Raw genomic sequence first — 15,520 nt, forward strand, 5'->3', positions numbered from 1 at the left:
GACAAGGCAGGCGCTTTGCCAGTAAGCTGCCGCACGAACTACACCGGATTAGCCAGAGGACAAGTTGCAAGCGCGGGACGCACACGCCAACGTTTTTTTCGTAGGGCTCATGGGGGCGGGCAAGACCACCGTCGGCCGGGCCGTGGCGCGCCGGCTGGATCGCCCGTTCTTCGACTCCGACCATGAAATCGAGGCGCGCACGGGCGCGCGCATCCCCGTGATCTTCGAGCTGGAAGGCGAAGCGGGCTTTCGCGACCGCGAGGCGCAAGTGATCGCAGAGCTCACGGGCCGCGAAAATATCGTTCTCGCGACGGGCGGCGGCGCGGTGCTGCGCCCCGAAAACCGCGAAGCGCTGAGCCAGCACGGCATCGTCGTCTATCTGCGTGCGAATCCGCATGACCTGTGGCTGCGCACGCGCCGCGACAAGAACCGGCCGCTCTTGCAGACCGAGGACCCGAAAGGGCGTCTCGAGGCGCTCTATGAAGTCCGCGACCCGCTCTATCGCGAATGCGCCGATTTCGTGATCGAAACGGGCCGCCCGTCGGTCAACGGGCTCGTCAACATGGTGCTGATGCAGCTCGAGATGGCGGGCGTCGCCAAGTCTCCTGCGTCATAATGACGAGATGACCTCCATGATTACCGTCAACGTCGAACTGGGCGAGCGCGCCTATCCGATCCACATCGGCGCCGATCTGATCGGCAAGACCGAGCTCTTCGCCCCGCACATTCGCGGTTCGTCCGTCACCATCGTCACCAATACGACTGTCGATCCGCTGTACGGCGACGCGTTGCGCAAGGCACTCGCGCCGCTCGGCAAGGACGTGACGACGGTCGTGCTGCCTGACGGCGAAGCGCACAAGAACTGGGAAACGCTGAATCTGATTTTCGACGCGCTGCTCGGCGCGCGCGCCGATCGCAAGACCACGCTGATCGCGCTCGGCGGTGGCGTGATCGGTGATATGACGGGATTTGCCGCCGCCTGCTACATGCGAGGCGTGCCGTTCATCCAGGTGCCGACCACGTTGCTGTCGCAGGTCGATTCGTCGGTGGGCGGCAAGACGGGCATCAATCACCCGCTCGGCAAGAACATGATCGGCGCGTTCTACCAGCCGCAAGCAGTGATCGCCGATATCGGCGCGCTGCGCACGCTGCCCGCGCGCGAACTCGCGGCCGGTATCGCGGAAGTCATCAAGACGGGCGCAATCGCCGACGCAACGTTCTTCGAGTGGATCGAGGCGAACGTAGAGGCGCTCAATCGTTGCGAGCCGCAAGCGCTCGCCGAAGCCGTCAAGCGTTCGTGCGAAATCAAGGCATCCGTCGTGGCTGCCGACGAACGCGAAGGCGGTCTGCGCGCGATCCTCAATTTCGGCCATACATTCGGTCATGCAATCGAGGCGGGCCTCGGCTATGGCGAGTGGCTGCACGGCGAAGCCGTCGGCTGCGGAATGGTGATGGCGGCCGATCTGTCAGTGCGGCTCGGCCATCTGGACGAAGCCGCGCGCGAGCGACTCGTTGCCGTCATCAGGGCCGCGCATTTGCCGACCCGCGCTCCCGCAATTGGCGCGTCGCGCTATGTCGACTTGATGCGCGTCGACAAGAAAGCGGAAGCCGGCGAAATCAAGTTCATCCTGCTGAAGCGTTTCGGCGACACGCTGATCACGCGCGCGCCGGACGACGCCGTGCTACAGACGCTCGACGCCAGCGTCGGCACCTGACGCGACACGCAGCCGGCGCAACGGCACGAGGGCGTCGCTTCGGATTCGGAGACATCGGTGAGGGAAATGCGCAGCGACAATCTGATCGGATCATGCGACGTCACGGGCGCGGCGTCGTTGCCCACCATCGCCGCGCTCGAAGCGCATCTTGCGCCGTACGCGGCGCGCTCTTCGGAGTCGCGCGGCCGGCGCCATTACGAACCGCCGCCGAGCGCGCGCACCGAATTCCAGCGCGATCGCGATCGCATCGTTCACTCCACGGCTTTCCGGCGGCTCGAATACAAGACGCAGGTGTTCGTGAATCACGAGGGCGATCTGTTTCGCACGCGGCTCACGCACAGTCTCGAAGTCGCGCAGATCGCGCGTTCCGTCGCGCGCAATCTGCGCGTGAATGAGGATCTCGTCGAAGCGATCTCGCTCGCGCACGATCTCGGACACACGCCGTTCGGCCACGCGGGACAGGATGCGCTCAACGAATGCATGCGCGAGTACGGCGGCTTCGAGCACAATCTGCAGAGCCTTGCTGTCGTCGACGACCTCGAAGAGCACTACGGCGCATTCGATGGCCTGAACCTGTGCTTCGAAACGCGCGAAGGCATCCTCAAGCATTGCTCGCGCGAAAACGCGCGGCGTCTGGGTGAACTGGGCGAGCGTTTTCTGCAAGGACGCCAACCGTCGATCGAAGCGCAGATTGCGAATCTCGCCGATGAAATCGCGTACAACAATCACGACGTGGACGACGGTCTGCGCTCGGGATTGCTCACCATCGACCAGCTCGCCGAGGTCGAGCTATGGCGCACGCATGACGAGGCGGCGCGCCGCGATTATCCGCACATCGAAGGACGCAGGCTGATTCACGAGACGGTTCGCCGCATCATCAACACGCTGATCGTCGATCTGATCGACACGACCTCGCGCAATGTCGCGCGCCATGCGCCGTCATCGCTCGACGATGTGCGACGCGCGCCGCCGCTCGTCGCGCATAGCGCAGCCATCGCCGCGCAGGCCACGGCGCTCAAGCAGTTTCTGTTCAAGAACCTGTATCGGCACTATCGGGTGATGCGCATGGCGAGCAAGGCGCGGCGCGTGATCATCGGTCTGTTCGATGCATTCATCGACGACCCTCGGCTGTTGCCGCCCGATTACCAGACAGCGGACGCAGCGAAGCAGCCGCGACTGATCGCGCATTACATCGCGGGCATGACGGATCGTTACGCGTCGAAGGAATACCAGCGGCTCTTCGTCGTCGACGGTAATTGATGCCATGCGTGTGTCGCGTTTGACACGCGATGCTCAATCCGCATCCGCCGTAAGAAGCGACGCAAGACGCTCACGCGCAAAGCAGTCCACGCGCCGTGCGATGTGCGTTGCGCATGTGCAGATACGCGATCACAACAGGTCGCAACAACACGCACGCGCGCGCCTGCACAACCGCGTACCGGCGCGCGGCTATGCATAGCGTCACGTCCTTTACAGCGATCCGAAGTCCAGCCGATACAATCGCCTGGCCGTTTAGCCAGCTCCGTTCAGTGAGCGCATCCGTACGCAATCAGCGCGTACATCAAGCACGCACATCAACGCATGCCGCCTCGCGCGATGAGCGCGCCCGCGATCAGCGCGACGCCGCCGACAAGCGCAATCGTCCGCCACGGGTTCTCATGCACGTAGTCGTCGGCATCGTGAAACGCGGCTTGTGCGCGGTCGCGCATGACGTCGCGCGTGTCGTTCAGGCGCGAGCGCGCATCGTCGAGCCGTTTGCGCAATTGCGTCCTGATGGCCGCGGCGTCGGCCTGCGTGCCGTCGCCGAGCGAGTTTTCGAGTTCCGCCATCAGTGTGCGCAGTTCACTGGCAATGTCTTCAGCGGCATGCCGGCTATGGCGCGCTATGCGGCGCGCACGACGCCCCGTCGTTGTCCAGGATTCGCCGATGGCATCTCGCGTATTAGGTAGTGCTGTCATGGTCGCTCCGTCGATGAGGGTGGATCAACATGCCCGCAACACAGCGCGGGAAGACTTCTCTAACGCAACTTCGATGCCCGCCTGGCGCGAGGCTCCGCAACCTGCGCCATAACATGCATCGACGACGCGCTTTGCGTCAGACGATGCGCGCGGCATGCGGCAGAAATTGCGCCGGCAGGCCTTGCACGTCAGTCAAATTTACAACGAGTTGCGCGCGCGAGCAGGCATGGTCGCAAGTGGGGAAACGATGTCGCGATACGCCGGAGACGAAGCCGTGTTCATGCGAGTATCGTGATGGGATTGAAAGCAAAACGCCGTCACGGATTAACGTGACGGCGTTGTTCAAGCCCGAAAATCTCGACTAACCTGTTTTGTTAGAAGCGGTATCCGAGGCTCACGTACGTGACGATCGGGTTCAGGCGGATCTTCGTCTCGGATTGCACCGTCAGCGGGCCGACGGGAGTGCTCGCCGTCGTGTTCAGTTTGGCTGTCGTGCTGAGCGGCAGGTACGAAATCGAGAAGCCTGCGAACCAGTGATCCGTGAATGCGTAGGTGAAGCCGGCATTAAACACGGGCTCCCACGAACTATCCGTGGTCACCGTGGTCGGACCATGCAGGACGTTGTTCTGGAAGGCGCCGTTCGTGATGTGCTCGTCGGTGAACCAGATGCGGCTCACGCCAATGCCGACATACGGGCGGAACTTCGCTTGCGGCTGATTGAAGTAGTACTTCAGCAGCAGTGTCGGGCTCCATTGTTTGGCCGAGCCGATCTTGCCGTATTGCGCAAATGCGCCTGTACCTTTCAGATCGAATTGCGGCGGAATGCCGATGTCGAACTGGGTGGCGATGTGGTCGGTAATGAAGTAGCCGGCCGTGAAACCAAGGGTGTCGCCATCGCCAAGCGAGGCGCCAGAGTTAGGTACCGTGATGTTGACGGGCGAACCGCCGACGTTTGTCTCTCTCAACGGCTGACTGCTGGACTGCGGCGAAAGATGGAACCACCCAGTTGTAACGTAGATACTGCCGGCCGATTGCGCGTGCGCTGCGGTTGTCATGCAAGCTAGCGTCGCGATCCCCAAGGCCTGTTTTAATTTCATTTGTGCTCCTCCAAAAAAGGCCCGCTAATTATGACCACAACGTTTCAAACAAACCATACGCGCCGGTTAGAGCGTTCTGCCTAAGCTTTTTTGCCGTTTCCGGCGGACCCGCATGGCGCGTGAGGTCGCGCCAGCGCAGCTTTTCGGACCTTCGGGTATGTACCAACGCGACTTTGGATAATCCAGCATGGCACGGCTTGCACGTCTTTATGTCCCCGACCAGCCGCAGCATGTGATCCTGCGCGGACTCGACCAGCAGCCCGCATTCGTCGACGACCAGGATTACGAACTGTTCATCGATTGCCTGAAGGCGGCTTCGCGCGATCACCATCTCTCCGTTCATGCATACGCACTGATGCCCGGCGCGGTGCAACTGCTCGTCACGCCCACCGACGAATCGAGCTTGCCAAAAGCAATGCAGGCGGTCGGCCGGCGCTACGTCGCGCACTTCAACCGTCGTTACTCGCGACGCGGCACGTTGTGGGAAGGCCGTTATCGCGCGACGGTCATCGAAGGCGAGAAGTACTTTCTGCTCGCGAGCCGCGTCGTCGAAATGTCGCCGGTGCGCAACCAGCTGGTGAGCACGCCCGAAGACTATCGATGGTCCAGTTATCGGCATCACATCGGGCTGACCTTAGACAGTCTCATCACCGACCATCGTTTGTACTGGTCGCTCGGGAATACGCCGTTCGAGCGGCAGCGCGCTTACCGCGAACTGTGCGAGCAGCCGCTCGACGAACGCGAAGCGAGCCAGCTCCAGCAAGCCACGCTGAAGGGTTGGGTGCTCGGCAGCGACTCGTATCGCGAGTGGGCAGCGCGGGCGGCGAACCGGCGCGTCTCGCCGCTGCCGCGAGGCCGGCCGCGCAAGGTCCGCGAGACGCCGCAAACCCAATAAAGCCTTGGTGGATCAAGGGCTTGTCGGCAGCAAAAGAAAGCGAACGGCATCTGCGCATGCCGTTTTCTTTTGCCCTGTTTTGATATGACACTAATTAATTTGAAGAAAAATGCACCACATTGATAATAGGGGCTCGATCAACAGATTTTGTTTGCTATTCCTTTGATTCGTCGCGTATATTTCGACTTCCGGCGGCCGAATGTGCAACTGCAATATCGCGCATGTCCCGCGACTAAGCGGCCGCCGCGCAGTTGAACCTGAAACTGCGGGCAAGAAGAAAATGGATTAACGGCCCCACGGCCCCTGACAGACGGTGTCCCCATGAACGACCACCAGCAGCCGATTTCCACGGTTCCCGCCGCGCAGGGTCTTTACGACCCGCAAAACGAGCATGACGCATGCGGCGTCGGCTTTGTTGCGCATATCAAGGGCAAAAAGAGCCACGAGATCATCCAGCAAGGCCTGAAGATCCTCGAGAACCTCGATCACCGGGGCGCCGTCGGCGCCGATCCGCTGATGGGCGATGGCGCGGGCATCCTGATCCAGATTCCGGATGCGTTCTACCGCGAGGAAATGGCGAAGCAGGGCGTGACGCTGCCGCCCGCCGGCGAATATGGCGTCGGGATGATCTTCCTGCCGAAGGAGCATGCATCGCGTCTCGCGTGCGAACAGGAGCTGGAGCGCACGGTGAAGGCCGAAGGCCAGGTCGTGCTCGGCTGGCGCGACGTTCCCGTCGATCACAACATGCCGATTTCGCCGACAGTGAAGGCGAGCGAGCCGCTGATCCGCGAGATATTTATCGGCCGCGGCAAGGACATCATGGTGACGGACGCGCTCGAGCGGAAGCTGTACATCATCCGCAAGACGGCGAGCCACCGCATCCAGGCGCTCAAGCTCAAGCACGGCAAGGAATACTTCGTGCCGTCGTGCTCGGCACGCACGGTCGTCTACAAGGGACTGCTGCTGGCGGGGCAGGTCGGCGTGTACTACCGCGACCTGCAGGACGAGCGCGTCGTGTCGGCGCTGGCGCTCGTGCACCAGCGCTTCTCGACCAACACGTTCCCGGCGTGGGAACTGGCTCACCCGTACCGGATGATCGCCCACAACGGCGAAATCAACACGGTGAAGGGCAACGTCAACTGGCTGAACGCGCGTACGGGTGCGATCGCGTCGCACGTGCTCGGCGACGACCTGCCGAAGCTCTGGCCGCTGATCTATCCGGGCCAGTCTGATACCGCGTCGTTCGACAACTGTCTCGAACTGCTCGTGATGGCCGGCTACCCGCTCGTCCACGCGGTGATGATGATGATTCCGGAAGCGTGGGAACAGCACACGCTGATGGACGACAACCGCCGCGCGTTCTACGAATACCACGCCGCGATGATGGAGCCGTGGGACGGCCCCGCTGCAATCGCATTCACCGACGGCCGCCAGATCGGCGCGACGCTCGACCGTAACGGCCTGCGTCCGGCGCGCTACATCATTACCGACGACGATCTCGTGATCATGGCGTCGGAAGCGGGCGTGCTGCCGATTCCCGAATCGAAGATCGTCAAGAAGTGGCGCCTGCAGCCGGGCAAGATGTTCCTGATCGACATGGAGCACGGCCGCATCATCGACGACAAGGAACTGAAGGACAACCTCGCGAACGCGAAGCCATACAAGAGCTGGATCGACGCCGTGCGCATCAAGCTCGACGAAATCGAGCCGAGCGCGGAAGACGTCGTCACCGAGCGCCGCGAAGCGGCTGCGCTGCTCGACCGCCAGCAGGCGTTCGGCTACACGCAGGAAGACCTCAAGTTCCTGATGGCGCCGATGGCGCAGGCGGGCGAAGAAGCCGTCGGCTCGATGGGCAACGATTCGCCGCTCGCCGTCATGTCCAACAAGAACAAGACGCTGTATCACTACTTCAAGCAGCTGTTCGCGCAAGTCACGAACCCGCCGATCGACCCGATCCGCGAAAACATGGTGATGTCGCTGGTGTCGTTCGTCGGCCCGAAGCCGAACCTGCTCGACACGAACAATATCAACCCGCCGATGCGTCTCGAAGTGTCGCAGCCGGTGCTCGACTTCAAGGACATCGCAAAGATCCGTGCAATCGATCAGTACACGGGCGGCAAGTTCAGCTCGTACGAACTGAACATCTGCTACCCGGTCGGCTGGGGCAAGGAAGGCATCGAAGCGCGCCTCGCGTCGCTGTGCGCGGAAGCCGTCGACGCCGTGAAGTCCGGCTACAACATGCTGATCGTGTCGGACCGCAAGACGGATCGCGACAACGTCGCGATTCCGGCGCTGCTCGCCACGTCCGCCATCCATACGCACCTCGTGCAGCAAGGCCTGCGCACGAGCACGGGCCTCGTCGTCGAGACGGGCTCGGCGCGTGAGACGCACCACTTCGCGTTGCTCGCGGGCTACGGCGCGGAAGCCGTGCATCCGTACCTCGCGATGGAAACGCTCGCGCAGATGGCAGCGGGCATGAAGGGCGACCTGTCGGCGGAAAAGGCCGTCTACAACTTCACGAAGGCAGTCGGCAAGGGCCTGCAGAAGGTCATGTCGAAGATGGGCATTTCGACGTACATGTCGTACACGGGCGCGCAGATTTTCGAAGCGGTCGGTCTCGCCGAAGATCTCGTGAACAAGTACTTCAAGGGCACGGCGTCGAAGGTCGGTGGCATCGGTCTTTTCGAAGTGGCTGAAGAAGCGATTCGCCTGCATCGCGAAGCGTTCGGCGAGAGCCCCGTTCTCGCGAACATGCTCGACGCGGGCGGCGAGTACGCATATCGCGTGCGCGGCGAAGACCACATGTGGACGCCCGATGCGATCGCGAAGCTCCAGCATTCGGCGCGCAGCAACTCGTATCAGACATACAAGGAATACGCGCATCTGATCAACGATCAGACGAAGCGCCATATGACGTTCCGTGGCCTGTTCGAATTCAAGGTCGATCCGTCGAAGGCGATTCCGCTCGATGAAGTGGAACCGGCGAAGGAAATCGTCAAGCGCTTTGCGACGGGCGCGATGTCGCTCGGCTCGATTTCGACGGAAGCGCATGCGACGCTGGCTGTGGCGATGAACCGTATCGGCGGCAAGTCGAACACGGGCGAAGGCGGCGAGGACGAGAAACGCTATCGCAACGAACTGCGCGGCATTCCGATCAAGAACGGCGACACGATGAAGTCGATCATCGGCGATGAAATCGTGACCGACATCCCGCTGAAGGACGGCGATTCGCTGCGCTCGAAGATCAAGCAGGTCGCGTCGGGCCGTTTCGGCGTGACGGCGGAATACCTCGCGTCCGCGGACCAGATCCAGATCAAGATGGCGCAAGGCGCGAAGCCGGGCGAAGGCGGCCAGTTGCCGGGGCACAAGGTGTCGGAGTACATCGGCAAGCTGCGTTATTCGGTGCCGGGCGTGGGCCTCATTTCGCCGCCGCCGCACCACGACATCTACTCGATCGAAGACCTCGCGCAGCTCATTCATGATCTGAAGAACGCGAACTCGTCGGCGAGCATTTCGGTGAAGCTCGTGTCGGAAGTGGGCGTCGGCACGGTCGCTGCGGGTGTCGCGAAGGCGAAGGCCGATCACGTCGTGATCGCGGGCCACGATGGCGGCACGGGCGCATCGCCGCTGTCGTCGATCAAGCACGCAGGCACGCCGTGGGAACTTGGCCTCGCCGAAACGCAGCAAACGTTGGTGCTGAACCAGTTGCGCGGCCGTATCCGCGTGCAGGCCGACGGCCAGATGAAGACGGGCCGCGACGTCGTGATCGGCGCGCTGCTCGGCGCGGATGAATTCGGTTTTGCGACGGCGCCGCTCGTCGTCGAAGGCTGCATCATGATGCGCAAGTGCCATCTGAACACGTGCCCCGTCGGCGTCGCGACGCAAGACCCCGTGCTGCGCGCGAAATTCCAGGGCCAGCCGGAACACGTCGTGAACTTCTTCTTCTTCATCGCTGAAGAAGTGCGCGAAATCATGGCGCAACTGGGCGTGCGCAAGTTCGACGACCTGATCGGCCACAGCGAATTCCTCGATATGAAGAAGGGCATCGAGCACTGGAAGGCGAAGGGTCTCGACTTCTCGCGCGTGTTCTATCAGCCGAGCGTGCCGGCGAGCGTCGCGCGTCTGCATGTCGAATCGCAGGATCACGGTCTGGACCGCGCGCTCGATCACACGCTGATCGAAAAGGCGAAGGCCGCGATCGAGAAGGGCGAGCACGTGTCGTTCATCCAGCCGGTGCGCAACGTGAACCGTACGGTCGGCGCGATGCTGTCCGGCACGATCGCGAAGAAGTACGGCCACGATGGTCTGCCCGACGATACGGTGCACATCCAGTTGAAGGGCACGGCGGGCCAGAGCTTCGGCGCGTTCCTCGCGAAGGGCGTCACGCTCGATCTCGTCGGCGACGGCAACGATTACGTTGGCAAGGGCCTGTCGGGCGGCCGCATCATCGTGCGTCCGACCAACGATTTCCGCGGCAAGTCCGAAGAGAACATCATCATCGGCAACACGGTGATGTACGGCGCAATCGAAGGCGAATCGTTCTTCCGCGGCGTTGCGGGCGAGCGCTTCTGCGTGCGCAACTCGGGTGCGACGGCAGTCGTCGAAGGCACGGGCGACCACGGCTGCGAATACATGACGGGCGGCACCGTCGTCGTGCTCGGCGAGACGGGCCGCAACTTCGCGGCGGGCATGTCGGGCGGCATTGCCTACATGTACGATCCGGACGGCACGTTCGCCGCGAAGTGCAACAAGTCGATGGTCGCGCTCGAACCGGTGCTGCAACAGGCCGAACAGGAACGCACGGTCGACAAGGCGCTGTGGCATACGGGCCAGACCGACGAAGCGCTGCTCAAGGGGCTCATCGAACGTCACTTCCAGTTCACGGGTTCGCCGCGCGCAAAGGCGCTGCTCGAAAACTGGGATGCGTCGCGCCGTCAGTTCGTGAAGGTGTTCCCGACCGAATACAAGCGCGCGCTGGGCGAAATGGGCGCGAAGAAGGCCAGCAAGGAAGTGCTCGCGGCCTGATCGTTTCCCGATAAAGCCACTGACGACATAGCGAAGCACCCGCCGCTTGCGAACGAAGGCGCAGGCGGCGGGCGCCGATCCCCTCACCGATTCAGATAGACATAGAGAACCACATGGGCAAGGCAACCGGTTTTCTCGAGTTCGAACGCCGCCACGAGGCGTACGAAGCACCCCTCACGCGCGTGAAGCACTACAAGGAATTCGTCTCGGCGCTGACCGACGACGAAGCGAAGATTCAAGGTGCTCGTTGCATGGACTGCGGCATCCCGTTCTGCAACAACGGCTGCCCGGTGAACAACATCATCCCGGACTTCAACGATCTGGTGTTTCGCCAGGACTGGAAGAACGCGATCGAAGTCCTGCATTCGACGAACAACTTCCCAGAGTTCACGGGCCGCATCTGCCCGGCGCCGTGCGAAGCGGCGTGCACGCTCGGCATCAACGACGACCCGGTCGGCATCAAGTCGATCGAGCACGCGATCATCGACAAGGCATGGGCCGAAGGCTGGATCGCGCCGCAGCCGCCGAAGCACAAGACAGGCAAGAAGATTGCGATAGTCGGTTCGGGCCCGGCGGGCCTCGCCGCCGCGCAGCAACTCGCGCGTGCCGGTCATGACGTGACGGTGTTCGAAAAGAACGACCGCATCGGCGGCCTGCTGCGTTACGGCATCCCCGATTTCAAGCTGGAGAAGTGGCTGATCGATCGCCGCATGCGCCAGATGGAGGCCGAAGGCGTGACGTTCCGCGCGAGCGTGTTCGTCGGCAAGGACGCGATTCCTGCGCACATCGGCAACACCGCGAAGGAAACCATCACGCCAGACCAGTTGAAGGAACAGTTCGACGCTGTAATCCTGACGGGCGGCTCGGAAACGCCGCGCGATCTGCCCGTGCCGGGCCGCGAACTCGCGGGCATCCATTACGCGATGGAGTTCCTGCCGCAGCAGAACAAGGTCAACGCGGGCGACAAGGTGGCCGATCAACTGCTCGCAAAGGGCAAGCATGTCGTCGTGATCGGCGGCGGCGATACGGGTTCGGACTGCGTCGGCACGTCGAACCGTCATGGCGCGAAGGGCGTCACGCAGTTCGAGCTTCTGCCGCAACCGCCCGAAGAGGAAAACAAGCCGCTCGTGTGGCCGTACTGGCCGGTCAAGCTGCGCACGTCGTCGTCGCATGAGGAAGGCTGCGAGCGCGATTGGGCCGTCGCGACGAAGCGCTTCGAAGGCAAGAATGGCAAGGTCGAGAAGCTGATCGCGGCGCGCGTCGAATGGAAGGACGGCAAGATGCAGGAAGTGCCGGGCTCCGAGTTCGAAATGAAGGCCGATCTCGTGCTGCTCGCTATGGGCTTCACGCAGCCGGTTTCGCCCGTGCTGGAGGCGTTCGGCGTCGACAAGGACGCGCGCGGCAACGTGCGCGCGTCGACGGAAGGCGACAAGGCCTACTACACGTCCGTCGACAAGGTGTTCACGGCAGGCGACATGCGACGCGGCCAGTCGCTCGTCGTGTGGGCGATCCGCGAAGGCCGTCAGTGCGCGCGCTCCGTCGATGCATACCTGATGGGGCACTCGGAGTTGCCGCGTTAAGTCTCGCGTTCGGGCGTGGCCGCGCGGCATGCATCGCGCGGCTCGCTGCTCCTTTTGGCTGGAGAGGTGGAGACAGACGCGGACGCATCAAACCGTACCGCACGGCAGTAGAAGCAGGACAAAAACCGGGCGCTCGTAAGAGCGACCCGGTTTTTTTGCTTTACGCGCGCTATCACTTCTTTTGACCTCAAGGCGGATGGAATTGAATTCTCGGCATCGCACGACGATTTCGAAACTTTCTGATAGCGGGCGCGTGTAATGTTCGATCCAATTGTCACTGACAAGGTGTTGCAACAATGAAAATGATAAGGATGGCAAAATATGGGGCGGAAATTCCCAGGCAACAGCAGGGGCTGGTTTGCGAGCGGCCACTGGACTGATGCTCGTTTCGCAAGAACCATCAAGCGCATAACTTTGCCGTTGACATTGGCGGTCATCTTGATTGGCTGTGCGATAGGGGCACCTCGTGATTCGGTTCTCGCGTCAGCCTATAGCGCAAACTATACGGAAGACTACATCCCCGAATTCCACATTGAAACCAGTGATGGCGGGGATACGGGGGCCCAAGGAATTCAGGTGAGACCGTTTTCTCAGGGCGGTGCCGGCAAGACACAATGCTGTTCCTACCTTCCCGTCGTCGGAAAGACGATTCGTGTCATTTGGAGCGTGGGTGCGTATAACGATCCTGAATCGAAGCGGACAACCTTCTCGAAAGACATAAGAACGTTGGGCAGTGTATCCAGTGATGCGAACAGTTTCACCTATCTCATCGTCCGATTCTTCCCGGATCACGAGGTCGAAGCTGAGTATGTCTCGCAGTTGCTGAGCAAAGGCAGTCCTCTTAATCCGCGAGTGGACCTTCTTTTCACCGGGCAGCGCGTGATGCGACACATCGGGGAGTGAGCATGCAGGACTGGATCACGGACAGTCACGAGAGCTTCGAGCAGGCAATGAAAACGGCCACGGAGCTTTATGCGGAAGAATTCGAAACCTGCACGGCTTGCGAACAGCAACCGTGGTTCAGTTTCTTCTTTGATGGAACCGGCAACAATCTGAAGCGGGATATTTCCCTCAATAAGCTGTCCAATGTGGCGAGACTGTACAGTGGACATAGGGAGGATCTGCCTCTTATTGTGCCGCTCTACTATCCCGGGGTTGGGACGCCACTCGACGCGAGCGAGCCGAGTTGGGTCGACAGCATCCGGGACAGCGAACTGCTGGGTGGTGGTGCGGGATTGGGAGGGGATGCTCGCTTGCAATTGGCAGAAACGGAATTTCTTTCGGCGCTATCGAAGACTCACCGCGTGTCTCGCATCGACATTGCTGTCTTTGGCTTTTCGCGTGGCGCGACGCTCGCGCGCTCCTTCGTGAACCGGGTGCTAAGGAAGTGCGAGTACAGGAGTGGCATACCGCATTGGCCGTGTTCGACCGCACGCGACGGCAAGGCCGCGCCGATCTATTTCCGCTTTCTGGGGATCTTCGATACGGTGGAGTCGGTCGGCTTGCCGGCGCACGATCTGACTGACATGCAGATGCATGTACCGGATGAGGTCGAAAAATGTTTGCACCTTGTCTCCGGTCATGAAATTCGCTCAGCGTTTCCACTTACTCCTCTCGGAAAGACCAGTGACACACACCGTGAATTCGTCTATCCGGGCGTGCATTCGGACGTGGGAGGCGGATACAAGCCGCGCGAGCAAGCTCGCTCGGATATGCTGGCGCGCATGCCGCTTAACCGGATGCGCCTAGAAGGTGCAATCGCCGGCGTGCCTTTCACACCGCCCGCATTGCTAGATGGCACAACAAAAGCTCTTTTCGAATACGACGAGGCAGTCAAAGCGGCGTTCGACGCATGCATGGCCGTCACGGATCTCACCGGTTCGCTTCAACAGCAGATAGCGGCGCACATGCACCTTTACTATGGCTGGCTGAAAGCGCGCTATCAATTGAATCCATGCGACGTATACAGAAATGTTTGTGGTGCCAATCGAGCAAGCCAGATCGACCTGCAGCGGATCGAAGCTTCTCGTACCGACATCGCAGCCCAAGCAGATTCGCTCAACTGGCGTAGTTACATGATGGCGCTTTCAAAGAGCAATCCGAATGAATACAGAGACCGCTTGAAGACGGCGGGTGTACCGCCCCCTCTGTCGTCAGATGAGCAAGACTACTACGACGCGTGGGTCAACCCGCCAACCCTTTCCGACGGTCTTATACATTTCTTCGATTCCTATGTGCACGACTCGCGCGCTGGATTCAAGTCATTGATCGGGAAGGGGCTGTATCTCATGCCGCGCGGGATCGTCAAACCGTCGGATGAACAGCAAATCATCGTAAAGCCGTCGATCGATTCGGTCGCGATTGATATGAGCGGAGCGGACGCGGGCGATAATGTGAGAGGCGCTTATGCGAAAAACCAATCGCTTACCGTGCGGTAGCGCAGATGAGGCTAGTACCTAGTAGAGCGTCCGTCAGGAGAATGTCAGTCTGAAAAATCGAAAAAACTGCGTGAAGGGCGGAGACTCGCTCCCCTCGGCTTGCGTTCTGATGCGGTTTTTTCTTTGCATCAGGCGATAATGTATCGATGAGCGGGAAAGCGTACGGAGACAGAACGATGCAACGCACCGATCCGCAGCCTGATCCAGAAGAAAGCGCAGATACGGCATTCGACAACGCGTCCGCGTACGGCGCGCCGGCCGGACAGGACACGCAGCAGGACTATCAGCGCTGCTTCATCGCGCTCGTGCCCGATGCCGCGACGCGCGATGCGCTCACGTCGATCGCCGTTCCATCGACGGCACGCCGCGTGCCTTACGAGCAATTGCATCTGACCGTGACGTTCATCGGCATGCTGCCGCACGAGAAAAGCGCGGCGCTGATCGACGCGCTGACGCGCGAGACGGTGCCGCTGCAACTCACCCCCGTCACGAAGATCGAGCATTGGCCGCGCGCGTCGCATCCGCGTCTGACGGTCGCGACGCTCGCGATGTCCGATGAGTTCGTCGCGCTGGACTGGCGCGTGCGCTCGTCGATGATCGCGCTCGGCCTGCCCGTCGATGCCCGCACTTTCCGGCCACATGTGACGCTCGCGCGATACCGGCACGACGCAGCGGCCGTCGGTCCCGCAACCGAATTGCAAGGCGAACTGATCGCGCGTTTCGATTCGCTGACACTCTATTCGAGCACATTGGCCCGCAACGGCGCGCGGTACCGGTCGCTGGCGAGCGTGCCCGTCGTCTATGCATGACGC

At 61.4% G+C, this 15,520-nt stretch carries 12 protein-coding genes; 9 read left to right on the forward strand and 3 right to left on the reverse strand.

Going from position 1 to position 15,520, the window contains the following annotated elements:
• Nucleotides 1-64 precede the first annotated feature (64 nt).
• The 3 genes from aroK (at nucleotide 65) to AABE10_RS31500 (ending at nucleotide 2,975) form a co-directional block, all read left to right on the forward strand.
• Nucleotides 65-616, forward strand: a complete 552-nt coding sequence (aroK, locus tag AABE10_RS31490) for a shikimate kinase AroK (protein ID WP_342937025.1) — start codon at nucleotides 65-67, stop codon at nucleotides 614-616.
• 16 nt (nucleotides 617-632) lie between these two features.
• Nucleotides 633-1,715, forward strand: a complete 1,083-nt coding sequence (gene aroB / locus AABE10_RS31495; RefSeq protein ID WP_428983418.1) for a 3-dehydroquinate synthase — start codon at nucleotides 633-635, stop codon at nucleotides 1,713-1,715.
• A gap of 66 nt (nucleotides 1,716-1,781) precedes the next feature.
• Nucleotides 1,782-2,975: a deoxyguanosinetriphosphate triphosphohydrolase gene (locus AABE10_RS31500; protein WP_342937027.1), complete on the forward strand. Its 1,194-nt coding sequence runs from the start codon at nucleotides 1,782-1,784 to the stop codon at nucleotides 2,973-2,975.
• A 314-nt stretch (nucleotides 2,976-3,289) separates the two neighbouring features.
• On the opposite strand, the gene AABE10_RS31505 is transcribed toward AABE10_RS31500, so the two are convergent.
• The 3 genes from AABE10_RS31505 to AABE10_RS31515 form a co-directional block, all read right to left on the reverse strand.
• Entirely contained in the window at nucleotides 3,290-3,673 is a 384-nt protein-coding gene (locus tag AABE10_RS31505) for a DUF883 family protein (RefSeq protein WP_152764711.1), read from the reverse strand.
• Nucleotides 3,674-3,809: 136 nt separating this feature from the next.
• Nucleotides 3,810-4,019, reverse strand: a complete 210-nt coding sequence (locus AABE10_RS31510) for a hypothetical protein (RefSeq protein ID WP_342937028.1) — start codon at nucleotides 4,017-4,019, stop codon at nucleotides 3,810-3,812.
• 28 nt (nucleotides 4,020-4,047) lie between these two features.
• Entirely contained in the window at nucleotides 4,048-4,770 is a 723-nt protein-coding gene (locus AABE10_RS31515) for an OmpW/AlkL family protein (protein WP_342937029.1), read from the reverse strand.
• Nucleotides 4,771-4,957: 187 nt separating this feature from the next.
• On the opposite strand from AABE10_RS31515, the gene AABE10_RS31520 reads away from it, so the two are divergent.
• From AABE10_RS31520 to thpR, 6 genes are all read left to right on the forward strand, one after another.
• Nucleotides 4,958-5,665 (forward strand): transposase, encoded by a 708-nt coding sequence (locus AABE10_RS31520; RefSeq protein ID WP_035988887.1) that lies wholly within the window; start codon nucleotides 4,958-4,960, stop codon nucleotides 5,663-5,665.
• 321 nt (nucleotides 5,666-5,986) lie between these two features.
• The gene (locus tag AABE10_RS31525; RefSeq protein ID WP_342937030.1) at nucleotides 5,987-10,690 is read left to right on the forward strand and encodes a glutamate synthase-related protein; all 4,704 of its coding nucleotides are present in this window, start codon (nucleotides 5,987-5,989) and stop codon (nucleotides 10,688-10,690) included.
• 113 nt (nucleotides 10,691-10,803) lie between these two features.
• Nucleotides 10,804-12,270: a glutamate synthase subunit beta gene (locus AABE10_RS31530; RefSeq protein WP_342937031.1), complete on the forward strand. Its 1,467-nt coding sequence runs from the start codon at nucleotides 10,804-10,806 to the stop codon at nucleotides 12,268-12,270.
• 321 nt (nucleotides 12,271-12,591) lie between these two features.
• Nucleotides 12,592-13,173, forward strand: a complete 582-nt coding sequence (locus AABE10_RS31535) for a DUF3304 domain-containing protein (protein WP_342937032.1) — start codon at nucleotides 12,592-12,594, stop codon at nucleotides 13,171-13,173.
• A 2-nt stretch (nucleotides 13,174-13,175) separates the two neighbouring features.
• Complete coding sequence (locus AABE10_RS31540) at nucleotides 13,176-14,708, forward strand: DUF2235 domain-containing protein (protein ID WP_342937033.1); 1,533 nt, start codon at nucleotides 13,176-13,178, stop codon at nucleotides 14,706-14,708.
• A gap of 176 nt (nucleotides 14,709-14,884) precedes the next feature.
• Nucleotides 14,885-15,517 carry an RNA 2',3'-cyclic phosphodiesterase gene (gene thpR, locus AABE10_RS31545; protein ID WP_342937034.1) on the forward strand — a complete coding sequence of 211 codons (633 nt, stop codon included), beginning with the start codon at nucleotides 14,885-14,887 and terminating at the stop codon, nucleotides 15,515-15,517.
• Nucleotides 15,518-15,520: the final 3 nt, after the last annotated feature.

This window comes from Paraburkholderia diazotrophica, assembly GCF_038900755.1.
In the GTDB taxonomy this organism is placed as follows: domain Bacteria; phylum Pseudomonadota; class Gammaproteobacteria; order Burkholderiales; family Burkholderiaceae; genus Paraburkholderia; species Paraburkholderia diazotrophica_A.

Coding starts and splice junctions, on each gene's coding strand:
- AABE10_RS31515 (WP_342937029.1), bottom strand. CDS start 4,770: ATGAAATTAAAACAGGCCTTGGGGATCGCGACGCTAGCTTGCATGACA.
- AABE10_RS31530 (WP_342937031.1), top strand. CDS start 10,804: ATGGGCAAGGCAACCGGTTTTCTCGAGTTCGAACGCCGCCACGAGGCG.
- AABE10_RS31505 (WP_152764711.1), bottom strand. CDS start 3,673: ATGACAGCACTACCTAATACGCGAGATGCCATCGGCGAATCCTGGACA.
- AABE10_RS31525 (WP_342937030.1), top strand. CDS start 5,987: ATGAACGACCACCAGCAGCCGATTTCCACGGTTCCCGCCGCGCAGGGT.
- AABE10_RS31535 (WP_342937032.1), top strand. CDS start 12,592: ATGGGGCGGAAATTCCCAGGCAACAGCAGGGGCTGGTTTGCGAGCGGC.
- thpR (WP_342937034.1), top strand. CDS start 14,885: ATGCAACGCACCGATCCGCAGCCTGATCCAGAAGAAAGCGCAGATACG.
- aroB (WP_428983418.1), top strand. CDS start 633: ATGATTACCGTCAACGTCGAACTGGGCGAGCGCGCCTATCCGATCCAC.
- AABE10_RS31500 (WP_342937027.1), top strand. CDS start 1,782: ATGCGCAGCGACAATCTGATCGGATCATGCGACGTCACGGGCGCGGCG.
- AABE10_RS31540 (WP_342937033.1), top strand. CDS start 13,176: ATGCAGGACTGGATCACGGACAGTCACGAGAGCTTCGAGCAGGCAATG.
- AABE10_RS31520 (WP_035988887.1), top strand. CDS start 4,958: ATGGCACGGCTTGCACGTCTTTATGTCCCCGACCAGCCGCAGCATGTG.